The organism is Arthrobacter mobilis, from assembly GCF_012395835.1.
Lineage (GTDB): Bacteria > Actinomycetota > Actinomycetes > Actinomycetales > Micrococcaceae > Crystallibacter > Crystallibacter mobilis.
The window spans coordinates 54,342-75,970 of record NZ_JAAZSQ010000014.1 but is presented as its reverse complement, the minus strand read 5'-3'; the positions used below and the strand labels follow the sequence as shown (position 1 = coordinate 75,970).

The 21,629-nt window shown below is 73.1% G+C and carries 24 protein-coding genes and 1 pseudogene; 13 read left to right on the top strand and 12 right to left on the bottom strand.

Annotated elements, in window-relative coordinates; genetic code table 11:
• The first annotated feature begins 78 nt into the window (after positions 1-78).
• From HGG74_RS14160 to HGG74_RS14145, 4 genes are all read left to right on the top strand, one after another.
• The gene (locus HGG74_RS14160; RefSeq protein WP_168487349.1) at positions 79-1,599 is read left to right on the top strand and encodes an MFS transporter; all 1,521 of its coding nucleotides are present in this window, start codon (positions 79-81) and stop codon (positions 1,597-1,599) included.
• A gap of 31 nt (positions 1,600-1,630) precedes the next feature.
• Positions 1,631-2,014, top strand: a complete 384-nt coding sequence (locus tag HGG74_RS14155) for a metal-sensitive transcriptional regulator (protein WP_168487347.1) — start codon at positions 1,631-1,633, stop codon at positions 2,012-2,014.
• A gap of 27 nt (positions 2,015-2,041) precedes the next feature.
• Positions 2,042-2,266, top strand: a complete 225-nt coding sequence (locus HGG74_RS14150) for a heavy-metal-associated domain-containing protein (protein WP_168487345.1) — start codon at positions 2,042-2,044, stop codon at positions 2,264-2,266.
• A 113-nt stretch (positions 2,267-2,379) separates the two neighbouring features.
• Entirely contained in the window at positions 2,380-4,746 is a 2,367-nt protein-coding gene (locus tag HGG74_RS14145) for a heavy metal translocating P-type ATPase (RefSeq protein WP_168487344.1), read from the top strand.
• A gap of 51 nt (positions 4,747-4,797) precedes the next feature.
• Here HGG74_RS14145 and HGG74_RS14140 read toward each other — a convergent pair whose 3' ends face one another.
• Both HGG74_RS14140 and HGG74_RS14135 read right to left on the bottom strand, forming a co-directional pair.
• Positions 4,798-5,073, bottom strand: coding sequence for a DUF2277 domain-containing protein (locus HGG74_RS14140; protein ID WP_168487404.1), 276 nt, complete (start codon positions 5,071-5,073; stop codon positions 4,798-4,800).
• 75 nt (positions 5,074-5,148) lie between these two features.
• Positions 5,149-6,627: an HNH endonuclease signature motif containing protein gene (locus HGG74_RS14135; RefSeq protein WP_168487342.1), complete on the bottom strand. Its 1,479-nt coding sequence runs from the start codon at positions 6,625-6,627 to the stop codon at positions 5,149-5,151.
• Between the two features lie 194 nt (positions 6,628-6,821).
• Between HGG74_RS14135 and HGG74_RS14130 the strand changes: the two genes are divergently transcribed.
• The 3 genes from HGG74_RS14130 to HGG74_RS14120 are packed head-to-tail and all read left to right on the top strand — an operon-like array spanning position 6,822 to position 8,160.
• Positions 6,822-7,349: a universal stress protein gene (locus HGG74_RS14130; RefSeq protein WP_168487340.1), complete on the top strand. Its 528-nt coding sequence runs from the start codon at positions 6,822-6,824 to the stop codon at positions 7,347-7,349.
• Complete coding sequence (locus HGG74_RS14125) at positions 7,346-7,792, top strand: fluoride efflux transporter FluC (protein ID WP_168487338.1); 447 nt, start codon at positions 7,346-7,348, stop codon at positions 7,790-7,792. The genes HGG74_RS14130 and HGG74_RS14125 overlap by 4 nt, the downstream gene beginning before the upstream one ends.
• Positions 7,789-8,160, top strand: a complete 372-nt coding sequence (locus HGG74_RS14120; RefSeq protein ID WP_168487336.1) for a fluoride efflux transporter FluC — start codon at positions 7,789-7,791, stop codon at positions 8,158-8,160. The genes HGG74_RS14125 and HGG74_RS14120 overlap by 4 nt, the downstream gene beginning before the upstream one ends.
• A gap of 18 nt (positions 8,161-8,178) precedes the next feature.
• Here the strand turns inward: HGG74_RS14120 and HGG74_RS14115 are convergent, their stop codons facing one another.
• Positions 8,179-9,225, bottom strand: coding sequence for an EamA family transporter (locus HGG74_RS14115; RefSeq protein WP_168487402.1), 1,047 nt, complete (start codon positions 9,223-9,225; stop codon positions 8,179-8,181).
• Positions 9,226-9,433: 208 nt separating this feature from the next.
• Between HGG74_RS14115 and HGG74_RS14110 the strand changes: the two genes are divergently transcribed.
• A complete protein-coding gene (locus tag HGG74_RS14110; RefSeq protein WP_168487334.1) occupies positions 9,434-9,988 on the top strand; it encodes a CGNR zinc finger domain-containing protein in 555 nt (184 codons plus the stop codon).
• A 60-nt stretch (positions 9,989-10,048) separates the two neighbouring features.
• On the opposite strand, the gene HGG74_RS14105 is transcribed toward HGG74_RS14110, so the two are convergent.
• From HGG74_RS14105 to HGG74_RS14095, 3 genes are all read right to left on the bottom strand, one after another.
• Positions 10,049-10,441, bottom strand: a complete 393-nt coding sequence (locus HGG74_RS14105) for a hypothetical protein (protein ID WP_168487332.1) — start codon at positions 10,439-10,441, stop codon at positions 10,049-10,051.
• Positions 10,442-10,516: 75 nt separating this feature from the next.
• Positions 10,517-11,068, bottom strand: a complete 552-nt coding sequence (locus HGG74_RS14100) for a hypothetical protein (RefSeq protein ID WP_168487330.1) — start codon at positions 11,066-11,068, stop codon at positions 10,517-10,519.
• A 29-nt stretch (positions 11,069-11,097) separates the two neighbouring features.
• The gene (locus tag HGG74_RS14095) at positions 11,098-12,486 is read right to left on the bottom strand and encodes an MATE family efflux transporter (protein ID WP_168487329.1); all 1,389 of its coding nucleotides are present in this window, start codon (positions 12,484-12,486) and stop codon (positions 11,098-11,100) included.
• A 57-nt stretch (positions 12,487-12,543) separates the two neighbouring features.
• On the opposite strand from HGG74_RS14095, the gene HGG74_RS14090 reads away from it, so the two are divergent.
• Entirely contained in the window at positions 12,544-13,374 is an 831-nt protein-coding gene (locus HGG74_RS14090) for an alpha/beta fold hydrolase (RefSeq protein ID WP_168487327.1), read from the top strand.
• Between the two features lies 1 nt (position 13,375).
• Here the strand turns inward: HGG74_RS14090 and HGG74_RS14085 are convergent, their stop codons facing one another.
• From HGG74_RS14085 to HGG74_RS14075, 3 genes are all read right to left on the bottom strand, one after another.
• Complete coding sequence (locus HGG74_RS14085; RefSeq protein ID WP_376766142.1) at positions 13,376-14,602, bottom strand: MFS transporter; 1,227 nt, start codon at positions 14,600-14,602, stop codon at positions 13,376-13,378.
• A 10-nt stretch (positions 14,603-14,612) separates the two neighbouring features.
• On the bottom strand, positions 14,613-15,095 hold the full coding sequence (locus tag HGG74_RS14080; RefSeq protein WP_168487325.1) for a hypothetical protein: 483 nt from the start codon (positions 15,093-15,095) through the stop codon (positions 14,613-14,615).
• 100 nt (positions 15,096-15,195) lie between these two features.
• Positions 15,196-16,440, bottom strand: coding sequence for an MFS transporter (locus HGG74_RS14075; protein WP_312856851.1), 1,245 nt, complete (start codon positions 16,438-16,440; stop codon positions 15,196-15,198).
• Positions 16,441-16,522: 82 nt separating this feature from the next.
• Here HGG74_RS14075 and HGG74_RS14070 point away from each other — a divergent pair.
• The 3 genes and pseudogenes from HGG74_RS14070 to HGG74_RS14060 form a co-directional block, all read left to right on the top strand.
• Positions 16,523-17,617: pseudogene (locus tag HGG74_RS14070) on the top strand (WD40/YVTN/BNR-like repeat-containing protein); the annotation flags it as partial.
• Positions 17,603-17,965, top strand: a complete 363-nt coding sequence (locus HGG74_RS14065; protein WP_312856854.1) for a MoaD/ThiS family protein — start codon at positions 17,603-17,605, stop codon at positions 17,963-17,965. The pseudogene HGG74_RS14070 and the gene HGG74_RS14065, both read left to right, overlap by 15 nt.
• Before the next feature lie 42 nt (positions 17,966-18,007).
• Positions 18,008-18,592, top strand: a complete 585-nt coding sequence (locus tag HGG74_RS14060) for an LOG family protein (protein ID WP_168487321.1) — start codon at positions 18,008-18,010, stop codon at positions 18,590-18,592.
• 190 nt (positions 18,593-18,782) lie between these two features.
• Here the strand turns inward: HGG74_RS14060 and HGG74_RS14055 are convergent, their stop codons facing one another.
• Positions 18,783-19,442 (bottom strand): transglycosylase family protein, encoded by a 660-nt coding sequence (locus tag HGG74_RS14055; RefSeq protein WP_376766144.1) that lies wholly within the window; start codon positions 19,440-19,442, stop codon positions 18,783-18,785.
• A gap of 334 nt (positions 19,443-19,776) precedes the next feature.
• Between HGG74_RS14055 and HGG74_RS14050 the strand changes: the two genes are divergently transcribed.
• Complete coding sequence (locus HGG74_RS14050; RefSeq protein WP_168487319.1) at positions 19,777-20,307, top strand: hypothetical protein; 531 nt, start codon at positions 19,777-19,779, stop codon at positions 20,305-20,307.
• A gap of 15 nt (positions 20,308-20,322) precedes the next feature.
• Here HGG74_RS14050 and HGG74_RS14045 read toward each other — a convergent pair whose 3' ends face one another.
• Entirely contained in the window at positions 20,323-20,940 is a 618-nt protein-coding gene (locus tag HGG74_RS14045; protein ID WP_168487317.1) for a GNAT family N-acetyltransferase, read from the bottom strand.
• A gap of 37 nt (positions 20,941-20,977) precedes the next feature.
• A complete protein-coding gene (locus HGG74_RS14040) occupies positions 20,978-21,598 on the bottom strand; it encodes a LysE/ArgO family amino acid transporter (protein WP_312856850.1) in 621 nt (206 codons plus the stop codon).
• Between the last annotated feature and the right edge of the window lie 31 nt (positions 21,599-21,629).

The window sequence follows — 21,629 nt, the reverse complement described above, 5'->3', positions numbered from 1 at the left end:
ATCCTACGTCGCCGCCGCTTTGCCACTAAACCGTCCAGACGGTATAGTAAGGGCGGACCCACGATTCAAGGAGACACCATGCTCGCCCTCGAACTGCGCGCCGGCCGCAAGGAATGGACGGCGCTCGCCGTCCTGATGCTTCCGGTCCTGCTGGTCGCCGTCGACAACACGGTGCTCAGCTTCGCCCTGCCCTCGATTTCGCTGGCCTTCAGCACCACCGGCACCATGCTGCTGTGGATCATCGACATCTACCCGCTGGTACTGGCCGGCCTGCTGGTGGCCATGGGCAGCCTCGGGGACAGGTTCGGGCGCCGGCGGATGCTGATGCTCGGCGGTGCCGGCTTCGCGGCCCTGTCCGCCGTGGCCGCCTTCGCCCCCAGCGCCGAAATGCTGCTGGCGGCCCGGGCCGGACTGGGGATTTTCGGCTCCATGCTGATGCCCGCCACGCTCTCGCTGATCCGCAATATCTTCACCGACCGCAGCCAGCGCCGCCTGGCCATTGCGGTGTGGGCGGCGGGCTTCTCCGCCGGGGCCGCCGTCGGCCCGCTGGTGGGCGGCATGCTGCTCGAGCACTTCTGGTGGGGCTCGGTCTTCCTGCTGGCCGTGCCGGTGCTGGCGGCCATGCTGGTGCTGGTCCCGCTGTTCGTGCCCGAGAGCAAGGACCCGAATCCCGGCAGGGTCGACGTGCCCGGCATTGTGCTGTCCGTGCTGACCATGCTGCCGCTGGTCTACGCGATCAAGAACCTGGCCCATGACGGCAGCCTGGCCAAGACCGCCGCCGCAGCCGGCCTCGGGCTGCTGGCCGGCTGGCTGTTCACCCGCCGCCAGCTGGAGCGGCCGGACCCCATGCTGGATGTGAGGCTGTTCCGTGTCCGCCCGTTCACCGGCGCGGTGCTGGTGAACCTGCTGGCCATCTTCGCACTCGTGGGGTTCCTGTACTTCGTCTCCCAGCACCTGCAGCTGGTGCTCGGCCTCAGCCCGCTGGACGCAGGCCTGGTGCTGCTGCCGGGCCTGGCCATCACCATCGCCGCCGGGTTCCTCGTGGTGCGGCTGGTGCGGCGCGTGCCGGCGCACCTGGTGGTCGCCGGGGCGCTGCTGCTCTCGGCCGGCGCCTACTCGATGGTGGCCACGGCCGGCCAGGGCGCCCCGGCCGGCACCTTGATGGCAGCCTTTGCCCTGCTTGGCGCCGGCGTCGGCGCATCCGAGACGCTGTCCAACGACCTGGTCCTCGCCAGCGTGCCCGCGGCCAAGGCCGGCGCTGCCTCGGCCGTGTCGGAAACGGCCTATGAAGTCGGTTCGGTCTTCGGCACCGCCCTGCTGGGCAGCATCCTGGTCTCCTCCTACCGGACCCACATCGACCTGCCGGCCGGCCTGACGCCGGAGCAGGCGGCGGCCGCCGGCGAGACGCTGGGCGGCGCCGTCAATACCGCGGCGGACCTACCGGCCGGCACCGCCGAGGCACTGCTGGCGTCGGCCTTCCACGCCTTCGACAGCGGTGTCGCCGTCACGGCCGGGATCGGCGCGGGGCTGATGCTCGCCACCTCCGCCTGGGCGTACTGGTCGCTGCGGCCGCAGCCGCGGCAGGCGCATTCCGGTTGATTCATACCCTGCAGGGGTATACAGTTGGTCCATGACCATCGAGAAGGACATCGCCCAGGCCCTGGCCGCGGCGGACGCCGTATCAGGCGGCCCGGATTCCGGGGCGCCTGATGCGCATGTCGGCCACGCCTATACCGTGGACAAGGCCGCCTACCTGCGCCGGCTCAAGCGCATCGAAGGCCAGGTCCGCGGCATCGCGCGCATGGTGGACGAGGACAAGTACTGCATCGACATCCTGACGCAGGTTTCGGCCATCAACAAGGCCCTGCACGCCGTCAGCCTCGGCCTGCTCGAGGACCACATCGCCCACTGCGTCGTCGGTGCGGCCCGGGATGCCGAAGCCACCGGGAATCCGCAGCTGGTGCAGGACAAAGTCAAGGAAGCCGCGGACGCCATCGGCCGGCTGCTGCGCTGACCGCCCCGCCTGGAGAAGGAGAACACCATGACCATTACCCGGATCAGCATCGACGGGATGACCTGCGGCCACTGCATCGACGCCGTGACCGAGGAGCTGACCTCCCTCGAGGGCGTCCAGCACGTGGACATCGACCTGAACAAGGGCGGCATTTCCACCGCCACCGTCACCTCCGAGGGAGCACTGGACCCGGAGCAGATCGGCGAGGCAGTGGCCGAAGCCGGCTACCTCGTGGTTGCCGCCGACGCCTGAGCGGCCCGGCCGCGCTCCCCGGCGCCAGGCGCCCGCACCCCGGCGGCGGTTTCCCGGGCACCCCGGGGAACCGCCGCCGCACCGCCGGCGCGCCAGAGACGAAACGAGGTTCCATGGTCCAGCAGACGGGCACCGCTGCCGGCGGCGCCGGCAACGCCGGGAAGCCGGACACCCGGCTGGTCGAACTTGAGATCGAGGGCATGACCTGTGCCTCCTGCGTGAACCGCGTGGAGCGCAAGCTCGGCAAGATCGAGGGCGTCTCCGCCAGCGTCAACCTCCCGCTCGAGGCCGCCCAGGTCACCGTGCCCGCGGACGTCACCGACCAGCAGATCGTCGACACCGTCAATGCCATTGGCTACAAGGCCCGGCTGAAGGAAGCCCCCGCACCTGCCGGTCCGCCAACGGCTGTTGCACCAGCGGAAACCCGGGGCGGCGCACGTCCGGCACCGGAGGCCGTCGAAACCGGACAGCACGGGTTGGGCCGTCCCGAGGACCACCTCGCCCACGGCGGCACCGCCGCCCGGCTGCGCCCGCGCCTGTGGACCGCCGCCGCCCTGACCATTCCGGTCTTCATCATCGCCATGGTCCCCGGCGCCCAGTTCCCGCACTGGGGCTGGGCCGCCCTGCTCCTCTCGGCCCCGGTGGTCTTCTGGTCCGCCTGGCCGTTCCACCGCGCCGCCGCCGTCAACGCCCGGCACCTGGCCTCCACCATGGACACCCTGGTCTCCCTCGGCGTGCTCGCAGCCTTCGTCTTCTCCGCCTGGCAGCTGGGCATGGATCCGATGATGACCGCACACGGGCACGCCGAGATGGCCGGCCACGGCCTGTACTTCGAAACCGCCGCCGTGGTGGTGACCTTCCTGCTGCTGGGCCGCTACCTGGAGGCCAGTGCCAAGCAGAAGGCCGGCAGCGCGCTCAGGGCGCTGCTGAACCTCGGCGCCAAGGAAGCCACCGTGCTGCGCGGCGGCGTCGAAACCAGGATCCCCGCCGGCCAGCTGGTGCCCGGGGACGAGTTCGTGGTCCGCCCGGGCGAGAAGATCGCCACCGACGGTTACGTCATCCAGGGCCGTTCCGCCGTGGACACCTCGCTGATCACCGGCGAATCCGTTCCGGTCGAGGTGGACGTGGACGACACCGTGATCGGCGCAACCATCAACACCTCGGGCCGGTTGCTGGTGCGCGCCACCCGGACCGGCTCGGAAACCACGCTGGCGCAGATGGCCCGGCTGGTCAGCCAGGCCCAGGCCGGCAAGGCACCGATCGCCCGGCTGGCCGACCGGATCAGCGCGGTGTTCGTCCCCATCGTGGTGGCCATCGCCGCCGCCGCGTTCGGGCTGTGGATGCTCTTCAGCGGCGACCTGCAGGCGGCCTTTACCGCCGCGGTGACCGTGCTGGTCATCGCCTGCCCGTGCGCCCTGGGCCTGGCCACCCCCACCGCCCTGCTGGTCGGCACCGGGCGCGCGTCCCAGCTGGGCATCCTGATCAAGGGCCCGCAGATCCTCGAGGACACCCGGCACGTGGACACCATCCTGCTGGACAAGACCGGCACGGTGACCACCGGCCGGCTGGCGGTCACCGGCGTCGCCGCCCTGGACGGGCGCAGCGACGCCGAGGTGCTGGCGCTGGCCGGGGCGGTGGAGGCCGGCTCGGAGCATCCGATTGCCAAGGCGGTGGTCGAGGCGGCCCGCGCCGCGGGCCCGCTGCCGGTGCCGGCCGGCTTCCACAGCGCCCCCGGCGGGGGCGTGCGCGGCACGGCGGCGTACGACGGCGGCCCTGCCCTGGCGCTGGTGGCCGGGCGCACCGGCTGGCTGGAGGAAAACGGCATTGTCCCGTCCGCCGCGCAGCAGCAGGCCTTCGCCGCACTGCAGGATTCCGGGGCCACCGCCATCTGGCTGGCGGTGGACGGCGAACCGGCCGGCATAATCAGCCTCCGCGACACGGTCAAGGACGGCTCGGCCGCGGCCGTCCGGCGGCTGAAGGAGCTCGGGCTGCGCCCGGTCCTGCTCACCGGGGACAACGCCGCCGTGGCCGCCCACGTGGCCGCCGCCGTCGGCATTGCCGCCGGCGACGTCTACGCGGAGGTGCGGCCCGAGGGCAAGGTGGAGGCGGTCAGGGGGCTGCAGGAGGCCGGCCGGACCGTGGCGATGGTCGGCGACGGCGTGAACGACGCCGCGGCGCTGGCCCAGGCGGACCTGGGCATTGCCATGGGCTCGGGGACGGACGTGGCCATCGAGGCGGCGGACATTACGGTCATGGGCAGCGACCTGGGCCAGGTGGTCCAGGCGATCGAATTGAGCCGGCGGACGCTGGCCACGATCAAGGCCAACCTGTTCTGGGCCTTCGCGTACAACACGCTGGGCATTCCGGTGGCGGCGCTGGGCCTGCTGAACCCGATGATCGCCGGGGCCGCCATGGCCGCCAGTTCCGTGCTGGTGGTGGCGAACTCGCTGCGGCTGCGCCGCTTCGGCGCCCGGGCCTGAGCCTGCCGGACGGGCCGGAAGGGATCAAGGCCTTCCCCGGGTCCTGGCCTGCTATCCGGCGGCGCCGAAGCGTGCCAGTGACCGGGCGCGGGCCTTGGCGGCCTCCTCCTCGCGGTTTTTGGGCGGCGTGGTGGTGACCAGCGAGTCGAGCAGGTGCTGGGTGATGTGCGCGATCTGGTGCACCGCCTCGTTGAAGGCAGCCTCGTTGGCCTTGGACGGCTTGGTGCTGCCGCTGACCTTGCGCACGTACTGCAGGGCGGCTGCCTCGACCTCGGCGCTGGTGGCGGCCGGCTCGAAGTTGTACAGCTGGTGGATATTGCGGCACATGGTGCTTCCCTTCGGCATGGGTCCCTCTTGTTATTGTCCCCGGCAGCTGGCCGGCGGCACAGCGGTTCCGCCCGGTCAGAACGGCGGCGGTGCCTCCGGCCCGGGTTCCCCGCCGGCGGGCTCCGCCTGCACGTCCGCAACCGGCAGGGCGATGTCCCCATCGTCGTCCGGGTCCGTGGTGTAGCGGTGTCCGGTGGGGGCGGTCCACTGAATGCGCCCGTCCGGCCCGGGCCTCGCCGTCCATCCGCCGTGCTGCTTGGCCGCGTGGTGGACGTCGCAGAGGCACTGCAGGTTTTCCAAAACGGTTTCCCCGCCGTCCTTCCAGGCGGTGACATGGTCGATGTCGCAGTAGACGGCCGCGCGGCGGCAGCCGGGGAAGCGGCAGCGCCGGTCCCGCAGCCGCACTTGGCGTTTGAGCCACTCCGGCGCAATGCGGAGCCTGGCTGCGGCGGCTATGGCCCGGCCGTTGCCGTCGGTGAGGACGGGGAGCCAGGATTTTGCCAGCGCGGCCAGCTCCCTCGCCCGTGCTGCCGGGATGGGGCCGTAGCCGGCGAGGCTGCCCGGCTGGTTGCTGAGGCCGGCGGCCGTTTCCAGCGACAAGGTCACCGCGACGCCCGCCACCGTCGGGCCGGCGCCCGGCCTGCGCCCGCACCGGGTGCACCGCACCATGTCCGCCGTGCCCGCTGCCCGCGTCCGCCCGGTCCCGGTTCCAAGGAGCAGGTCGGTGACCACGTCGGCGCGCAGCTGCGGCAGGATCCGGGCCTCGCCGGGGCCTTGCAGCGAGCGGGCCAGGGCCTGGACGCGGTGGTAGATCAGGAAGGCCTTGTCCGCGCCGGTGCGGATCCAGACCTCGGCCATCCCGTCCTCCAGGGGCACCAGGGCGACGTCGCGGGACCCGTAGGCGCGCCGGTGGCGCTCCTGGAGCGGTTCCGGATGCAGGTGGTGCCGGGCGGTTCGGGCCCGCGCTTCGACGCCCTGCCTGGTGATGGTGCCGGCGCCCGGGACCGCTGCCGCTTCGAATTCCGGCAGGATCTCCGGCGGCAGGTCCGCCGAGGCGCGGGCGATGGCTGTGCCGCGTTTCAGGTCAAGTTCCCCGGAGGCCATGGCGGCTGCCGTCGCCGGCAGCTGGGTGCAGATGTAGGCGGCGTCGTTGAGGTTCTTCCGGGCAGCTGCCTCACCCAGGGCGAGGGCCGCGGAAACTTCCCCTGCAGCAAAGCGGGAATACCCGTCCACCGCGCCGGCCTCGTTGCCGGTGGCAGGACGAAGTACCGTGAACCGGTGCAGGGCCGCCAGGACCAGGGACTGGACCATGTTGTGCAGGCGGGTGGCGCCCTTCAGGAAGTCGATGGTTCCGGCGTCGTCCAGGGTACCGATGTCCTGGCCGGCCAGCTGCTGCGCAAGTTCGACGACGGGGTGCGGTGCGGGCACCGGAGCGGCAGCCGGGACGTTGGGCAGGCCGGTCCACGCGTCCAGCAGCAGCTTGTGGAGGCAGACCTCCAGCACGGAACCGCTCCCCTGGTCCGGGAACCGGAAGGTGCCGTGGCGGTTGTCCATGGCTGCAGGTTACCGGCCGGTACCAACGGTTTGGCCCTGTCCGCGGAAGCCGGCCCGGGGGAATGTCCGCCGGGAATGTCGGCGCAGGAGCGACGGCGGCCAGCCGCGGCAGGTCCTGCGGAGCGTGGCCACGGGGCGTGGTTAAATGACGGCATGACCCACACCCCGGCGGAGCCGCCCACCAGGCGGCCCCGGTGAGCATCATTGTGCCGCGGCCCTGGCACGGGGAACCTGCCGGTTCCACGGTGGTGTTCGGAACACTGCCCGGCCAGCACCCGCAGGTGGTCCAGGCAGCTGCCGTGCTCACCGCCCGGATGGGTGCCTCACTGGTCTGCGTGTGGGCGGACGGGGAGCACGTTGCCGCCGAACGCCCCGACGGCACGTGGGTGGCCACCCCGCTGGACCCCGACGCGGTCGACGACCCTTCGCGGCCCACCGGCGAGGAGCTTATGGCCGCCCGGCTGGAGGAGGTCCTGGCCGGCTCCCCTGCGCCGTGGCGGCTGCACTACACCACCGGGGCCCCGGCCCGGGCCCTGCACAAGGTGGCCGAGGAACTGGACGCGCTGGCCATCGCCGTCGGCACCCGGGAACCGGGCTTTGGCCACTGGGTGGCGGAAAAAGTCACCGGCTCGGTGGCCGCGCGGCTGGCCTCCCACCAGCACCGGCCGGTGATCCTGCTCCCGCACCCCGGTAGCGGACCGGTGCCCGGAGAACATCCATGAGCCCCAGGCCCCACCTGCACCCGGGCCTGGTCCTGCTGGTCGCCCTGGGCGGGGCCGCCGGCACTCTGGCCCGCTACGGGCTCAACACCGCCGTCCCGGCCCGGGACGGGTGGCCGCTGGCCACCCTCATCGTGAACCTGGCCGGGGCGTTCCTGCTCGGGCTGCTGCTGGAAGTCCTGGTCCGGGCCGGGAACGAAACTTCCCGGCTGCGGATGGTGCGGCTGGGGCTCGGCACCGGGGTGCTGGGCGGGTTCACGACTTTCTCGACCTTCGCCCTCGAGGTCGAGCAGCTGCTGGCCGGGGGTTCCGCGGCGGTGGCCGCCGGCTACTTCGCCGCCTCGCTCCTCGGCGGTGTCCTCGCCTGCCTGGCCGGCGTTGCCTTCGCCGGCCGGCGCCGCCAAATCCGGAGCGGGAACGGGCCCCGGGACGGGAACGGCCGATGATCCTTGTCCTCATCGCGGCCGCCGGTGGGGCCGGGGCCGCCGCCCGGTTCGTCGTCGACGGGCTCATCCGGGCGCGCTGGTCCACGGTCTTCCCCGCGGCCACCGTGTTCATCAACGTCACCGGATCGCTGCTCCTGGGGGTCCTCACCGGCGCAGCCACGGCCGGGGCCCTCCCGGCTCCGGCGCTCGCCGCCGCCGGTGTGGGGTTCTGCGGGGGCTGCACCACCTTCTCCACCGCCATGGTTGAAACCGTCCGCCTGGCCCAGGGCGGCGACCACCGCCGGGCGGTGCTCAATGCCCTGGGCACCGGTGTGCTCACCGTCGCCGCGGTCCTGGGCGGCCTCGCCGTGGCGCGGCTGGTCTTCTGAACCCGCCGCCGGTCCTGCCTAGCGCAGGCGTCCGGCCGTGCCGGCCGGGGCAGTGTCGCCGGCCGTGTGGACGGCGGCGTGGACTGCAGCCGCCGGCGGATGCGTGTCCTGCCGGGTGCCGGCTGCGGGCGCCGGCACTGCCGGCCCGGCCTTGCCGGTGCGGGGCCGCGGGGCGCGGCGCAGTTCATCCAGGCGCACCAGCAGGACCCCGGCGACGATCAGCGCCCCGCCGGTGAGCTGGATGCCGGCCGGCAGTTCGCCCAGCAGCAGCCAGGCCCAGAGCACGGCGAAGAGCACCTCGGTCAGGGAAACGAACGAGGCAACGGTGGAACCCAGGGCGCGGGCGGCCATGATGCCGCTGACGTAGGCCAGCACCGTGGAAAAGATGACCAGGCCGGCCAGCGGGACCCACCAGGGAGTGTGCCAGGCGGCCAGCCGGGTGTCGGCCAGGCTGAACGCGATGGGCACCGCCCCCGCGGCGCCGAGCACCAGCATGGTCGCACCGCCCACCAGCATCCCGCCGGCGGCCAGCACCAGCGGCGGCAGGGTGTCGTTCGCCTTGGCCGTGATGAAGAAGTAGATGACCAGGCACACGGCAGCGCCCAGCCCCCACAGGACGCCGCCGGCGTCGAGCTTCATCCCGCCGGCCACATCCAGCACGAGCACCAGGCCGGCCAGGGACAGCAGCGAACCGGCCATGGTTGCCGGGCGCGGCATCCGCCGGGTGGAAATCCACAGCCACAGCACGATCAGCACCGGGGCCAGGTACTCCAGCAGCAGGGCCACGCCCACCGAGAGCGTGGAGACGGCATTGAAGTAGAAGAGCTGGCAGCCGGCCACACCGATCAGGCCGAAGAGCACGATGGTCCGCCAGTTGCTGCGCAGGCTTCCCCAGCGCCCGCGCAGCACCAGCAGGGCGGGCGGCAGGAGCACCAGCGCCGCCCCGAGCAGCCGGACCGCGACGGCCCCGGCGGGAGTCCAGCCCGCTTCCAGCAGGGACTTGGCGAAGGAGCCGGACAGCCCGAAGACGGCGGAGGAGGCCAGCGCAATCCAGACACCGGACATCCCCGGCCGCAGGGGGCGGCGCAGCGGCCGGCCGGCGGCGGTCTCCGCGGAAGAACGCATGGGTAACCTCCCAAAACACAGAATCGGATGGCGGGTCCTGGCTGCGGGCACGGAAGAAGCGGCGGAATGCCGCGGGATCCGGCAGGCATGTCAGGAGCAACCCGCAGGTATACTAATGACACTACTTTGGAGGAGGTCAGGAGTCAAAGTGACGTTTGCCTATGACACGGAGAGGTCCCTCCTGGACATGGCCAGGCTCGTCAACACGGCGGAGCAGGAGGTGGACCAGCTGGGCACTCCGGCGGAGCTGGACGGGTTCCTCGACGTGATCGAATTCACCAGGTCCCGGGCGCACACCGAGGCCGAGCTGGCAGCGGTGCGGGAGCTGCGGCCGCGGCTCCGGGCGGTCTGGACGGCCGGTGAGGACGAGGCGGTGCAGATCGTCAACGCCATCCTGCGCGAGGCCCGCGCCCTCCCCCAGCTGGTCAAGCACGACCACTGGGACTACCACCTGCACGCCACCACGCCGGACGCCCCCGTGGATGTCCGGCTCGCGGTCGAGGCGGCCATGGCACTGGTGGACGTGATCCGCGAGAAGGAACTGGACCGGCTGCAGCTGTGCGCCGCCGAGGGCTGCCACGCGGTGCTGGTGGATCTGTCCCGCAACCGCTCCAAGCGCTTCTGCGACACGGGCAACTGCGCCAACCGCACCCACGTGGCCGCCTACCGGGCCCGCAAACACGCTACGGCCGGCAGCGCGTAAGGCACCTGCTTTCCGGCAGCAGGCCGGCACCGCCGGACGGCGGCGGAGCCGAAGCGCCGGTCAGGCGCGCGGCGCGGCGCCGTCGTCGTCGTCGGGATCGGCGTCCGGACGGGTCTCCGGTTCCTGCCGGCCGGCCGCCGGGGCACCCGGGTTCACCGAGCCCGCGCCGCCGGGAATCTTGGAGGAGACCCGGTTGACCCCGGATCCCTGGCTCAGGTGCTCGGGGTTGTCCCTGGTGGACATGGTCAGCACCGCCACCACCATCAGGGAGGCAATGAAGGCGATTCCCGCGGCGGTCAGCCCCAGGTCCCAGCGCAGGGTCTTGGCTGCGCCGCCGGTGGCGAAGATCATGGTGAAGAAACCGGCGATCACACCCAGCACTGCGGAAAAAATCAGGGGCGCCTTGACGGACGGCCGCCGATCGTTTGGGCGTCCGGACGCATTGTTCCCCACGGTGGTTTCCTCCTGGTTACTGCTGAAAATCCCTATCCAGTCTACCTGCCACAGCTCCGGCCCGGTCCGCCGGCGTCAGGCAGCGCGGGCGGCGGCCTCGTCGTGGCGGTAGCTGAGGGCAGCAATGAGCAGGACGACGGCGGTGATGATCGCCGCGCCGCCGACCACGCCGAGCAGCGCGTGCGCCCCCAGCGGGGCGAGGAAGGGCAGCGCGAGGCCGGCCCCGGCGGCCGCGGCACCGGTGACCAGCCAGTCCCGCGCCAGGGCGCCGGCGGCGGCCGTCCGGCTCCGGTTGCGCCACCACAGCAGCAGTTCCGCCGTTCCGGAGAGCACCAGCGCGGCAGCGGCCAGCCAGGCGCAGGCCGCCGGAAAGAGCGGCACGAGCACCCCGGCCGCGGCCTGCACGCCCGCCGCGGCGGCCAGCAGCGGACGCTGCGGGGCCAGCGCCGGCCGCCGGGCCAGCAGCCAGACCGCCGCGGCGGTCAGCAGCAGGAACGCCCCGATGGCCAGCGGTGCCGTCCCCTGCGCGGGCTCCTGCCAGAAGATGGACAGGGCACCGAAGGCGGCGGCCACGACGGCGCGGAACAGGACGGGCTGCCAGCAGCCGGCAGCAGGGGAAGCACTCACTGTACCGAGTTTATGCGGTGTCCGGGTGGTTATGCGGCCATGCTGCGCCGGGAGGGCCGGCGGGCACCGGTGACCATCCAGGCGTCGGTCCGGATCCGCCAGCCCAGCGTGGCCGCCCGGGCCAAGGTGTAGCCGAGGGCAAAGGCCGCCCAGAGCCAGGCCAGTCCGGCCGCCCCGGACAGGGCCGCGGTATGGACCCATGCCAGCAGCGGAATATATACCGCCAGGTTCACCACGCCGGCCACCGCCAGGTACTGTGCGTCGCCGGCACCGATCAGCACGCCGTCGAGCACGAAGACGTAGCCGCACACCGGCTGGCTTGCCGCCAGCAGCCACAACCCTGCCGTAACCGCCTCGACCACCGCCCGGTCGGAGGTGAACAGCCAGCCGGCGACCGGCGCTGCGGCCGCCAGCAGCGTCCCGGTCACGGCGCCGAAGCCCACGCCCCACAGGATCATCCGCCGGGTCAGCGCATGGGCCACCGCGGTGCGCCCGGCCCCCAGCTCCTTGCCGATCAGGGCCTGGGCGGCAATGGCGATCGCATCCAGCGCAAAGGCCAGGAAGCTGTACATGGTCATGACCAGCTGGTGCCCGGCCAGGCTGACCTCGCCCTGCGCGGCGGCCACGAACACGGTGGCCAGCAGCGCCAGCCGCATCGACAGCGTCCGCAGCATCAGCCACGAGCCCACGTGCGCCGCGCCGCGGATGCCGGCCCACCGGGGCCGCAGCGGCACGCCGTGCCGGGCCGCCAGCCGGTACAGGATGACCAGGTACACCGCCGCCATCCCCCACTGGGCCAGGCTGGTGCCCAGCGCCGAGCCGGCCACGGACAGCCCCAGCCCGTACACCAGCAGCAGGTTGATGGCGATATTGGCCAGGAAGCCGGCGCCGGCCACCACCAGCGGCGTGCGGGTGTCCTGCAGCCCGCGCAGCACGCCGGTGGCCGCGAGCACCAGCAGCATCGCCGTCAGTCCGGGCATGGACCAGCGCAGGTAGTCCACCGCGAACCCCTGGACCTGGCCGGCCGCGCCCATGGCGGCCGTCAGCTGCGGGGCCCAGATCCAGCCCGCCACCGAGAGCACCACGCCGATCAGCACGGCCAGCCAGATGCCGTCCCGGCCGGCGGCCAGGGCCTCGGGCATCCGCCCGGCCCCCAGCAGCCGGGCCACGGCCGGGGTCGTGGAGTAGGCCAGGAAGACCATCAGCCCGACGGCGGTCTGCACCACGGTGGCGGCCAGCCCGACGCCGGCCAGCTGCGCCACGCCCAGGTGCCCGACGATGGCCGAATCCGCCAGCAGGAACAGCGGCTCGGCAATGAGCGCGCCGAAGGCCGGCACGGCCAGGGCCAGGATGCGCCGGTTCAGGCCCCGGGCAGGCGCGGCCGGCAGGGTGCGTTCAGCTTCCACGTCTGCCAGCATAGGCCCCCGCCGCGCCGCGGCCTGTACGGCGCCGCCGAAGAGTCCTACCCTGACCCCATGCCCACTGTGCACGTAAACGGCATCGAGCTGTACTACGAGGAACTCGGCGAAGGCGATGCCATCCTCGGCATCCACGGCACCCCGAGCTCGGCCCTGCTGTGGGCGGAGGCCGCCGGGGAGCTGGCCGGGCACGGCAGGTGCATCACCTACGACCGCCGGGGCTTCTACCGCAGTTCCCGTCCCAAACCGTTCACCGCCGTGGACCTGGCCGAGCATGTCGCGGACGCCGCCGCACTGCTGGACGCGCTCGCGGCAGTGCCCGCGGTGGTCATCGGCCGCAGTACCGGCGGCCTGGTCGCCCTGGAACTGGCCCGCCGCTTCCCGGACAAGGTCCGGGCGCTGGTGCTGCTCGAGCCGGCGGTGTTCAGTCTGGATCCCGAGGCCGCGGCGTGGGCCGGCGAACTGCGGCAGCGGGTGCTGCAGGCGGCGGAGGAGGATCCCGGGTCGGCGGCGGAAACCGTGCTGCGCGAGGTGCTCGGGGACCGGGAGTGGGCCACCTTCCCCGAGGTGGTCAAGACCATGCTCGACGACACCAGCCCGGCGGTCCTGGCCGAGATCAGGGGCCGGGGCCTGGACCTCAGCGCCGAGGCGTCCGCCCTGACCGGGGAGGAATTGGCAGGGATCGGCCAGCCGGCCCTGGTCGTCTCCGCCCGGGACTCGCCGGAAGCCCTCCGGCGGGTGACCGCCCGGCTCACCGAGGCCCTGCCCCGGAGCGAGGCCGTGCTGGTGGACGGGGGCCATCTGATCAACCCGGCGCACCCGGCCGTGCTGGAATTCATCGACGGGCTCTCCAGGCGGCAGGCCCGCCCGGTGCCCCGCGGCCGGTGAGTCAGCGGCCGGCACCCTCGCCGGGCGCCCCGCGCAGGGTGAGCACCGCCGTCGTCCCGGCCAGCAGGGCCAGTGCGCCCGCAAAGAGCGCCACGCCGGGCCAGCCGGCCGCGCCGAAGAACAACCCGCCGGCCCAGCCGAGCAGGCTCGAGCCGGCGTAGTAGAAGAAGTTGTACAGGCTCGAGGCCTGCGCCCGGCCCTGCTCGGCCAGCCGCGGGGTCCAGCCTGAGGCGACCGAGTGGGCGGCAAAGAACCCGGCGGTGAACACCACCAGCCCGGCCAGGACCACCGGCAGCGCCGGCGCCAGCGTGGCGGCCAGCCCGGCCAGGATCACCGGCAGCGAGGCCAGCAGCACCGGCAGCCGGCCGAACCGGACGGTGAGCCCGCCGCCCAGGCGCGAGGACACCGTACCGGCCAGGTAGGCCAGGAAGAGCAGGCTGACCAGGGAGGCCGGCAGGGAGAACGGCGGGGCTTCGAGCCGGAACCCGAGGTAGTTGTAGACGGCCACGAAGCCGCCCATCAGCAGGAACCCCTGGGCGTACAGGCCCAGCAGCCGCGGCGGGCGCAGGTTCGCCAGAAGCAGCGCAGCCAGGCCCGGCCCCTGCCCGCGCGCCACCGGGCGGAACCCGCGCGGTGCCGGGGCCAGCCAGACGAACAGGGCGGCCGCCGCGGCCGCGGCCATGCTCACGGCCAGCACCCCGGCACGCCAGTCCAGCACCCCCGCCACAGGGCCGGCGACCAGGCGCCCGGCGAGTCCGCCGATGGTGGTCCCGGCCACGTAGGTGCCGGCCGCGACCGCCGCGTGCAGCTTCTGCACCTCCTCGTTCAGGTACACCAGGGCGATGCCGGGGATCCCGCCCAGGGCCGCGCCCTCGGCAAAGCGCACCGCCAGCATCGAACCGAACCCCGGAGCCAGCGGCAGCAGCAGGCCGAAGGCGACGGCGGCAGCGATCGCCCAGGTCATCGCGCGTTTGCGGCCTGCCCGGTCGGCCACCCAGGACCAGGGAATGACTGCGAGCGCCAGGCCCAGGGTTGCCGCGGACACGCTTAGGGCGGCGTCGGCGGCGCTGACCCCGAAGTCCCGGGCGATCCCGGGCAGCACCGCCTGCACCGAGTACAGCTGGGCGAAGGTGGCCAGGCCGCCAAAAAGCAGGGCCAGCAGCAGGTTCCGGTAGGCCTTGCTGCCCTTGGGGTGGCCCTGCCAGGGCTGCTTCTCGGCCGTCGTCACCCTTACGATGCTAAGCCCGTCCGGCTGCCTCCCCCGGCAGGTCCTGCACGAACGCCGCCTTGACCGAGTACTGCTGGTACAGCCGCACCGCTTCCCCCAGCGGCAGGTTGCCGAAGGTCAGGGCGGTCTGCAGCCCCTCGAGTTCGGCGCTGCTGGTTTCGGCGGCGCTGATCTGGTCGGCCTTGCCCTTGTTCGTGGCCAGGTGGGTGGCCAGGGCCACCGCCACGGACAGGATGGTGGCCAGCAGGCAGAGCACCTGCCAGACCAGCGAGCTGTCCTGCAGCGACAGCAGCCCGGCCACGGTGTCGGTAAAGCCTTCCTGGCCCAGCCCCGGTCCGGCGGTCAGGGCCGCCACCACGGAACTGCCGACCACGCTCAGGGTGCTCAGCCGGTTCTGCCGGGGCCGGACCTCGCGCAGGTAGGCGCCGATGCTTGCCCGGCGCCGTTCGATGCGTTCCGACAGTTCCCTGCGCAGCTGCGGATCCTCGTCCATGCCCATACTCCCGTGTCCCGCGTCCGTCGGTACCAGCATGCTCCCGGACCCGGGAGCGGACAAGCAGGCCGCGGCGGGCCCGGCGCCCGGCGGCGGGGTTTCAGCCGGGGCGGCGCAGCTTCGCGGCCCCGGCGGCACCGAGCACCGCGCAGGCGAACCAGACCGCGCCGGAGGGCCCGAGCGGGGCGGCAAGCAGGCCGGCCGCCAGCGGGAGCCCGACCTGTCCCACCCGGTTGCCCAGCAGCCGTAGCGCCAGGGCGGCGCCGCGGGATTCGGGCCGGACCGACTGGGTGATTAGGGACATGGTCAGCGGCTGGCCCAGCCCGAGCAGCAGCCCGCCGACCGCCAGGGCCAGGGCTGCGGCCCAGAACAGGTCAAGGAACACCGGGGTGAACAGCAGCGCGGCACCGGAGCCGAGCAGGCTGGCGACCAGCAGCTGGTGGCGGCTGAAGCGCTGCAGCAGCTTCGAAAGGGCCAGGCGCGAAATGATGGAGGCGCAGGCGCGCACGGCCAGCAGCGCGCCGACCGCCACCGGGCCGACGCCGCGTTCCTCGGCCAGCAGCGGCAGGAAGGCCACCAGGATGTCGATGGTGGCCAGCAGGGCCAGCGCGGCGACCATGTTCCACGCCACCCCGGGCCGGCGCAGGATCTGCAGCGCGGAGTCGGCCGGCGCGGCCGCGTCCGGCGGCGCGGTGGCGGCCCGTCCGGCCGGCCGCCGGCGGGCGCCGGGCCGGTAGGCGGCCATCAGCGGCCAGGCCGCCAGTGCGATGCCAGCGGCCAGCAGCAGCGCGGCATTGATCGCCGCCATCCGCCCGTCCCCGCCCGCGGCCAGGCCCTGGCCGAGCAGCAGGCCCGCCAGCAGCGGGCCGGCCAGCTGGCCGCCGGAGAACGCGGCGGTGAACCAGCCGAACCCGGCGTCGAGCAGGTTCAGCGGCGCGTACCGGGCGATCGCCGACTGTCCGGCAATGGTGAAGACCAGGTGCCCCATGCCCAGCACCGCGCTGGCCGCCCCGAGCCAGAGCAGGTCCGGGGCCCAGGCCAGCAGGGCGCAGGCGGCGGCCAGCAGCACCGCTCCGGCGGCCACCAGCGCCCGCAGCGAGGACAGCCGGTCGGTGACCCGCCCCAGCCAGAGGGCCGCCGCCACCGGCAGCGTGGCGTAGACGGCGGCGATGAGCCCGACCGCCGCGGCGTCCCCGCCGAGGGCGATCACCTTGTAGGAGACCACCGGCCGGGCCAGGTTCAGCGCGGTCTGGGTCAGGATCGCGGCCCCGATCAGGACCCACAGCCAGGCCCGTCCGGGTCCGGGGGCGCGGCTGGTCTCTTCGGGTACGGGTTCGGCGGGCACCCGGCTATTCTCTCCCGGATCCCTCCCCGGCGGCGCCCGCCCGGCGCCCGGCCGTTGCCACCACCGCGGCGGCGGTGGTCGAATGGGTTCCATGGCAGCTGCAGCCTCCCCCGGAACCACCCTGCTGGCCATCGGCACCAAGAAGGGCCTCTGGCTGGCCACCAGCGCGGACCGGACGGAATGGACCCTGTCCGGTCCGCACTTTCTGATGAACGAGATCCCCAGCATCGGCATCGACACCCGCGGCGGCAGCACGCGCCTGCTGGTCGGCGCCCGCTCCGAGCATTTCGGCCCCACCGTGTTCCATTCGGACGACCTGGGCGGAACCTGGACCGAACCGGACAACGGTGCCATCCGCTTCGGGCCCGGCGACGGCGCGGCGGTGGAGCGGATCTGGCAGCTGGCCCCGGACGCCGCGGACCGGCCGGGAGTGGTGTGGGCCGGCTGCGAGCCGATCTCGGTGTGGAAGTCCACCGACGGCGGCGAGCATTTCGAGCTCAACCGCGGCCTCTGGGAACATCCCGACAAGGACCGGTGGGGCGCCGGCTACGGCGGCGCGGCGGCACATTCGATCCTGCCGAGCCCGGCGGATCCGGACACCGTGCACGTGGCGATGAGCACCGGCGGTGTCTACCGCAGCTCCGACGGCGGACACACCTGGCAGGCCCGCAACCACGGCATCAGCGCCTACTTCCTGCCGGATCCGAACCCCGAAGTCGGCCAGTGCGTGCACAAGATCGCCCGGGACGCCGGGGACGCGCGGCGGCTGTACGCACAGAACCACCACGGCATCTACCGTTCGGACGACAACGCCGACACCTGGGTCTCCATCGCGGACGGACTGCCCACGGACTTCGGCTTCGTCATGCTGGCCCACCCGCACCGCGCCGGCACGGCGTGGATCGTGCCGATCAAGGCCGACTGCGAGCGGATCCCGCCCGACGGGCGGCTGGCGGTGCACCGCACCGATGACGCCGGAGCCTCCTGGCTGCGGCTGGACGCCGGCCTTCCCGAGCACGAATTCAACGTGGTGCTGCGCGATGCGGCAGCCGTCGACACCGCCGAACCGGCGGGCGTGTACCTGGGCACCCGCGGCGGCAGCGTCTACGCCAGCGCGGACGAGGGAGCGCACTTCACCGAGGTGGCCGCGCACCTGCCGGATGTGCTCTGCGTGCGCCGCCGTGCTGCCGGGCCGCTGAGGACACCGGCAGAAGGAGCGCCGAAGGTGGACGATGCCGAGCCGACGGTCACCGTCGTCGTTCCCGGCCTGCTGGCCCAGCACACCGGCAACCGCCGCGAACTGCCGGTCCGGCTCCGGGAGCCGGCCACCATCGGGCAGCTGCTGGACGAGCTGGCTAGGGAGTACCCGGTCTTCGACCGCCGGGTGCGCAACGAAACCGGGGCCATCCGCCGGCATGTGAACTGCTTCCTGGACGGCGAGGACATCCGCCGCCTGGACGGCACCGGGACCCGGGTGAATCCCGGCCAGGAGGTGCTGATCATCCAGTCGGTCGCCGGCGGCTGAGCATCCAGCGCCCGCCCCGTCCCGGGTGCGATAATGGCAGGCATGCGTCTGGCTGTCTTTACCGGTTCGTCCCCGGGTCATGATCCCCTGTTCGCCGAGGCTGCCGGCCGGTTCGCCGCCGGGCTCGCCTCGCATTCGGTCGGCATCGTCTACGGCGGCGGCCGGGTCGGCCTGATGGGCACGGTGGCCGACAGCGCCCTGGCCGCCGGCGGCGAGGTCATCGGCGTCATACCGGACGCCCTGCAGTCCGCGGAAGTCGGGCACACCGGGCTGAGCCGGCTGCACGTGGTGGGTTCAATGCACGAGCGCAAGCAGCTGATGGCCGACCTCGCCGACGGCTTCGTGGCCCTGCCGGGCGGGATCGGCACGCTGGAGGAGATCTTCGAGGCCTGGACCTGGCTGCAGCTGGGCATCCACGCGAAGCCGATCGCCTTCATCAATGTCAACGGCTTCTGGAATCCGCTGCTGGCGGGCCTGGACGGCATGGTCGGCGCCGGCTTCGTCACGGACGAGTTCCGCAACGCGCTCATTGTCGAGGAGACCGCCGAGGGGCTGCTGGAAGCCATCGTGCGCTGGCGGGCGCCGCAGCGGAAGTGGCGGCGGCCCGCGGAGATCCCGGGCAGCTGAGCGGGCCCGGCCGGGCAGCCGGCCGAGGGTCCGGGCCGCACGGCGGCGGAAGCGTCCTGGGGCAGTCCCGGGGCAGGAAAAAGCCCCGCGCAGATGGGGAAGGGCGCGGGGCTTTTTCCTGGTCGCGGCGCGCCCATGAGGCGCAGCCGCTCCGGCAGACTGCCGGGAACGGGCCCGAGGGCCCGGATCCTTAGGCCGGCAGCTGCAGAACCTGGCCGACGAAGATCAGGTTCGGGTTGGCCACGGTGCCGGCGTTCGCGGCGTGCAGGGCCTGCCAGCCGTCGGCAATGCCGAGCTTGGCGGCGATGGTGCCCAGCGTGTCGCCGGCCTGGACCGTGTAGGTGTCGCCGCTGACCGCGGGAGCGGCCGGGGCCTGGACCGGGGCGGCCGGGGCCTGCTGCGCCGGTGCCTGCTGCTGCACGGGGGCGGCCGGGGCCGGGGTGGCCGGCTTGACCTGGGTGGACTGGGTGCTCACCTGGGCCTGGGCGGCGGCCGGAGCGGCGCCTGCCTTGCCGTACAGGCCGAGCTTGGCCGAGCAGGCGGGCCAGGCACCCCAGCCCTGGCCGGCCAGGACGCGCTCGGCCACGGCGATCTGCTGCTCGCGGCTGGCGTTCTCCGGAGCCCCGGTGCCGCCGAAGGCAGCCCAGGTGCTCGGGGTGAACTGCAGGCCGCCGGAGAAGCCGTTGCCGGTGTTGATGCTCCAGTTGCCGCCGGACTCGCACTGCGCCAGGGCGTCCCAGGTCGCGCCGTCCGCAGCGTTGGCGGGAGTGGCCATGGCCACGCCGGCGCCGCTCAGGGCCGCAACGGCCAGGCCGCCGCGCAGGACGCGGCCGAGTTTGGTGTTTTTGATTACGTTCACGATGCTCCGCAGGGCCACCTTCGCTCCATCCGTCCCCGGATTTCATAGCGCCGCCGTCAACCACTCGTCAGATCGAGGTCATTTACGACGACTGCCATGTTGACGGCGTATGGTGTGGGCAGCGCCGAGCATATTCGGTTTTTTGATGCCGGATAGGCCCGGCGTGCCGGGGAACTGGCCCCGGGCACGCGGGCAACGTTACACGAACGTTATTCCGTTACCAAATCGAGATTTTCTCTCCGGCCTCCCGCCATCCACCGGCCGCCGTTCCGGAAGTTTCCGGACTGGCGGCCGGCCGGACCGGCGGGGAACGTACAGTAAAACGGTGAACTCCGCCTCCGTCCGTCCGCCCCGCCCGGCCCGCATCAGCCGCCCGGCAGGGGCCTTCCGCACCGCCGTCGCCGCGGTGAGCGTGCCGATGGCCCTCCTCGTGCCGCTGTGGGCGGCGGCCGGGCGGGTGCTGTTCGGCATCGGCGGCCAGCTGACCGTGCTGCTGGCCTTCACGCTGGGCCCGGTGCTGCTGATCCTGCTGCTGCTCGCGGGTGTGCGCACGACGGCGACGGCGGCGAAGTACCGTCCGTTTGCCGCGCCGGCGGACACCTCCGCGGTGCTCGCCGGCGCCTGGCTGGCGGCCCTCGGCTTCGGCTTCACCGTGCCGGATTTTGGCGCCCGGGGCGGCTCGGTCATGTCCCGGCTGCTCGGCGATTCGGCGCTGGGCCTGTCCACGGCGCTGTGCAATCCGCTGGGCATCCTCAGCCTGGGCCTGGCCATCGCCGCCGTCGTCCTGGCCTACCGGGACGCGCGCCGGACCGGACGGCTGCTGCGCGGGCTGCCGGAACGGGAACCGCAGGACTGAGGCCGGGCTTCCGGCTCAGTCCCGGCCGGGGCCCGGCGGCAGCTGCCGGCGCACCAGCGCCCGGCGGACGCCCCGGCGCTCCACCAGCTCGAACCCGGCCTGCAGGAACATCGCCAGCGTGCCGTGGTACAGCCCGGCCGGGGCCATCCGTTCCCCGCCCGGGTCCACCGGGTAGCCCTCCAGCACGCGGGCGCCGTGCCCGGCCGCGTACGCCGCCGCGGCCTCGAGCAGCTGCCCGGTCAGGTGCCGCCCGCGCGCCTTCGCGGCCACGTAGAAGCAGGCCACGGACCAGACGCCCTCCTCCTCCCCCTCCGGGAGCCGGGCGATCGGGGACCGCAGCAGCCGGGCGTGGCAGGCCCGCGGCGCGACCGATACCCAGGCCGCAGGCATGCCCTCGACCACGGCAACCAGGCCGAACGGCTCGCCGTCGAGCACCCGGCCGTGCACGAAGGCCTTGCGCCCGGCGGAGGTGGCGGCGCCGTACTCCTTCGAGGAGAGCCGGAACCACGAGCACCAGCAGCCGCCCTGCAGCCCGCCGGGGCCGAGCAGTTCCTCGAACAAGGGCCAGGTTTCGGCGGTAATGGCGACGACCTCGGCTGCCGGCTCCGGGCCGGCGCGCCTGTGCGGGGGCATCGTTTTCCCCTTCCTGCCCGTCCCGGACAGCCGGCGCCTACAGGCCGAAGGCGAGCCGGATGCCCAGGGTGAACATCACAACGGCGATCAGGCCGTCCAGAATACGCCAGGCACCGGGGCGGGCAAAGACCGGCCGCAGCAGCCGGGCCCCGAAGCCGAGCGCGCAGAACCAGAGGACGCTGCCGAGCATCGCCCCGGCGCCGAAGAGCCAGCGTCCCTCGCCCTGGCTGCTGGCCACCGAGCCCAGCAGCAGCACGGTGTCCAGGTAGACGTGCGGGTTCAGCCAGGTCAGCGCCAGCACGGTGCCCACCGCGGCCCGGGCGCCGGGCCGGCCCGCCTGCGCGGCCGCCACGAGCGAGCCCGGGCGGATCGCCCGCTTCGCGGCCATCACCCCGTAGCCGGCCAGGAAGGCCGCACCAGCCAGCCGGATCACGTCCAGGGCCACCGGCACCACCTGCACCAGCGTGCCGATGCCCAGGATGCCGGCGGCGATCAGCACGGCATCGGACGCAGCGCAGATCAGCACGACGGCGGCCACGTGCTCGCCGCGGATGCCCTGGCGCAGCACAAAGGCGTTCTGCGCGCCGATGGCCACGATCAGGGCCAGCCCGGTACCCAGGCCCAGCACCACGGACTGGAGGATGTCTGCTGTAGTCACAACCGTCGACGCTACCGGCAGGTGCTTCACC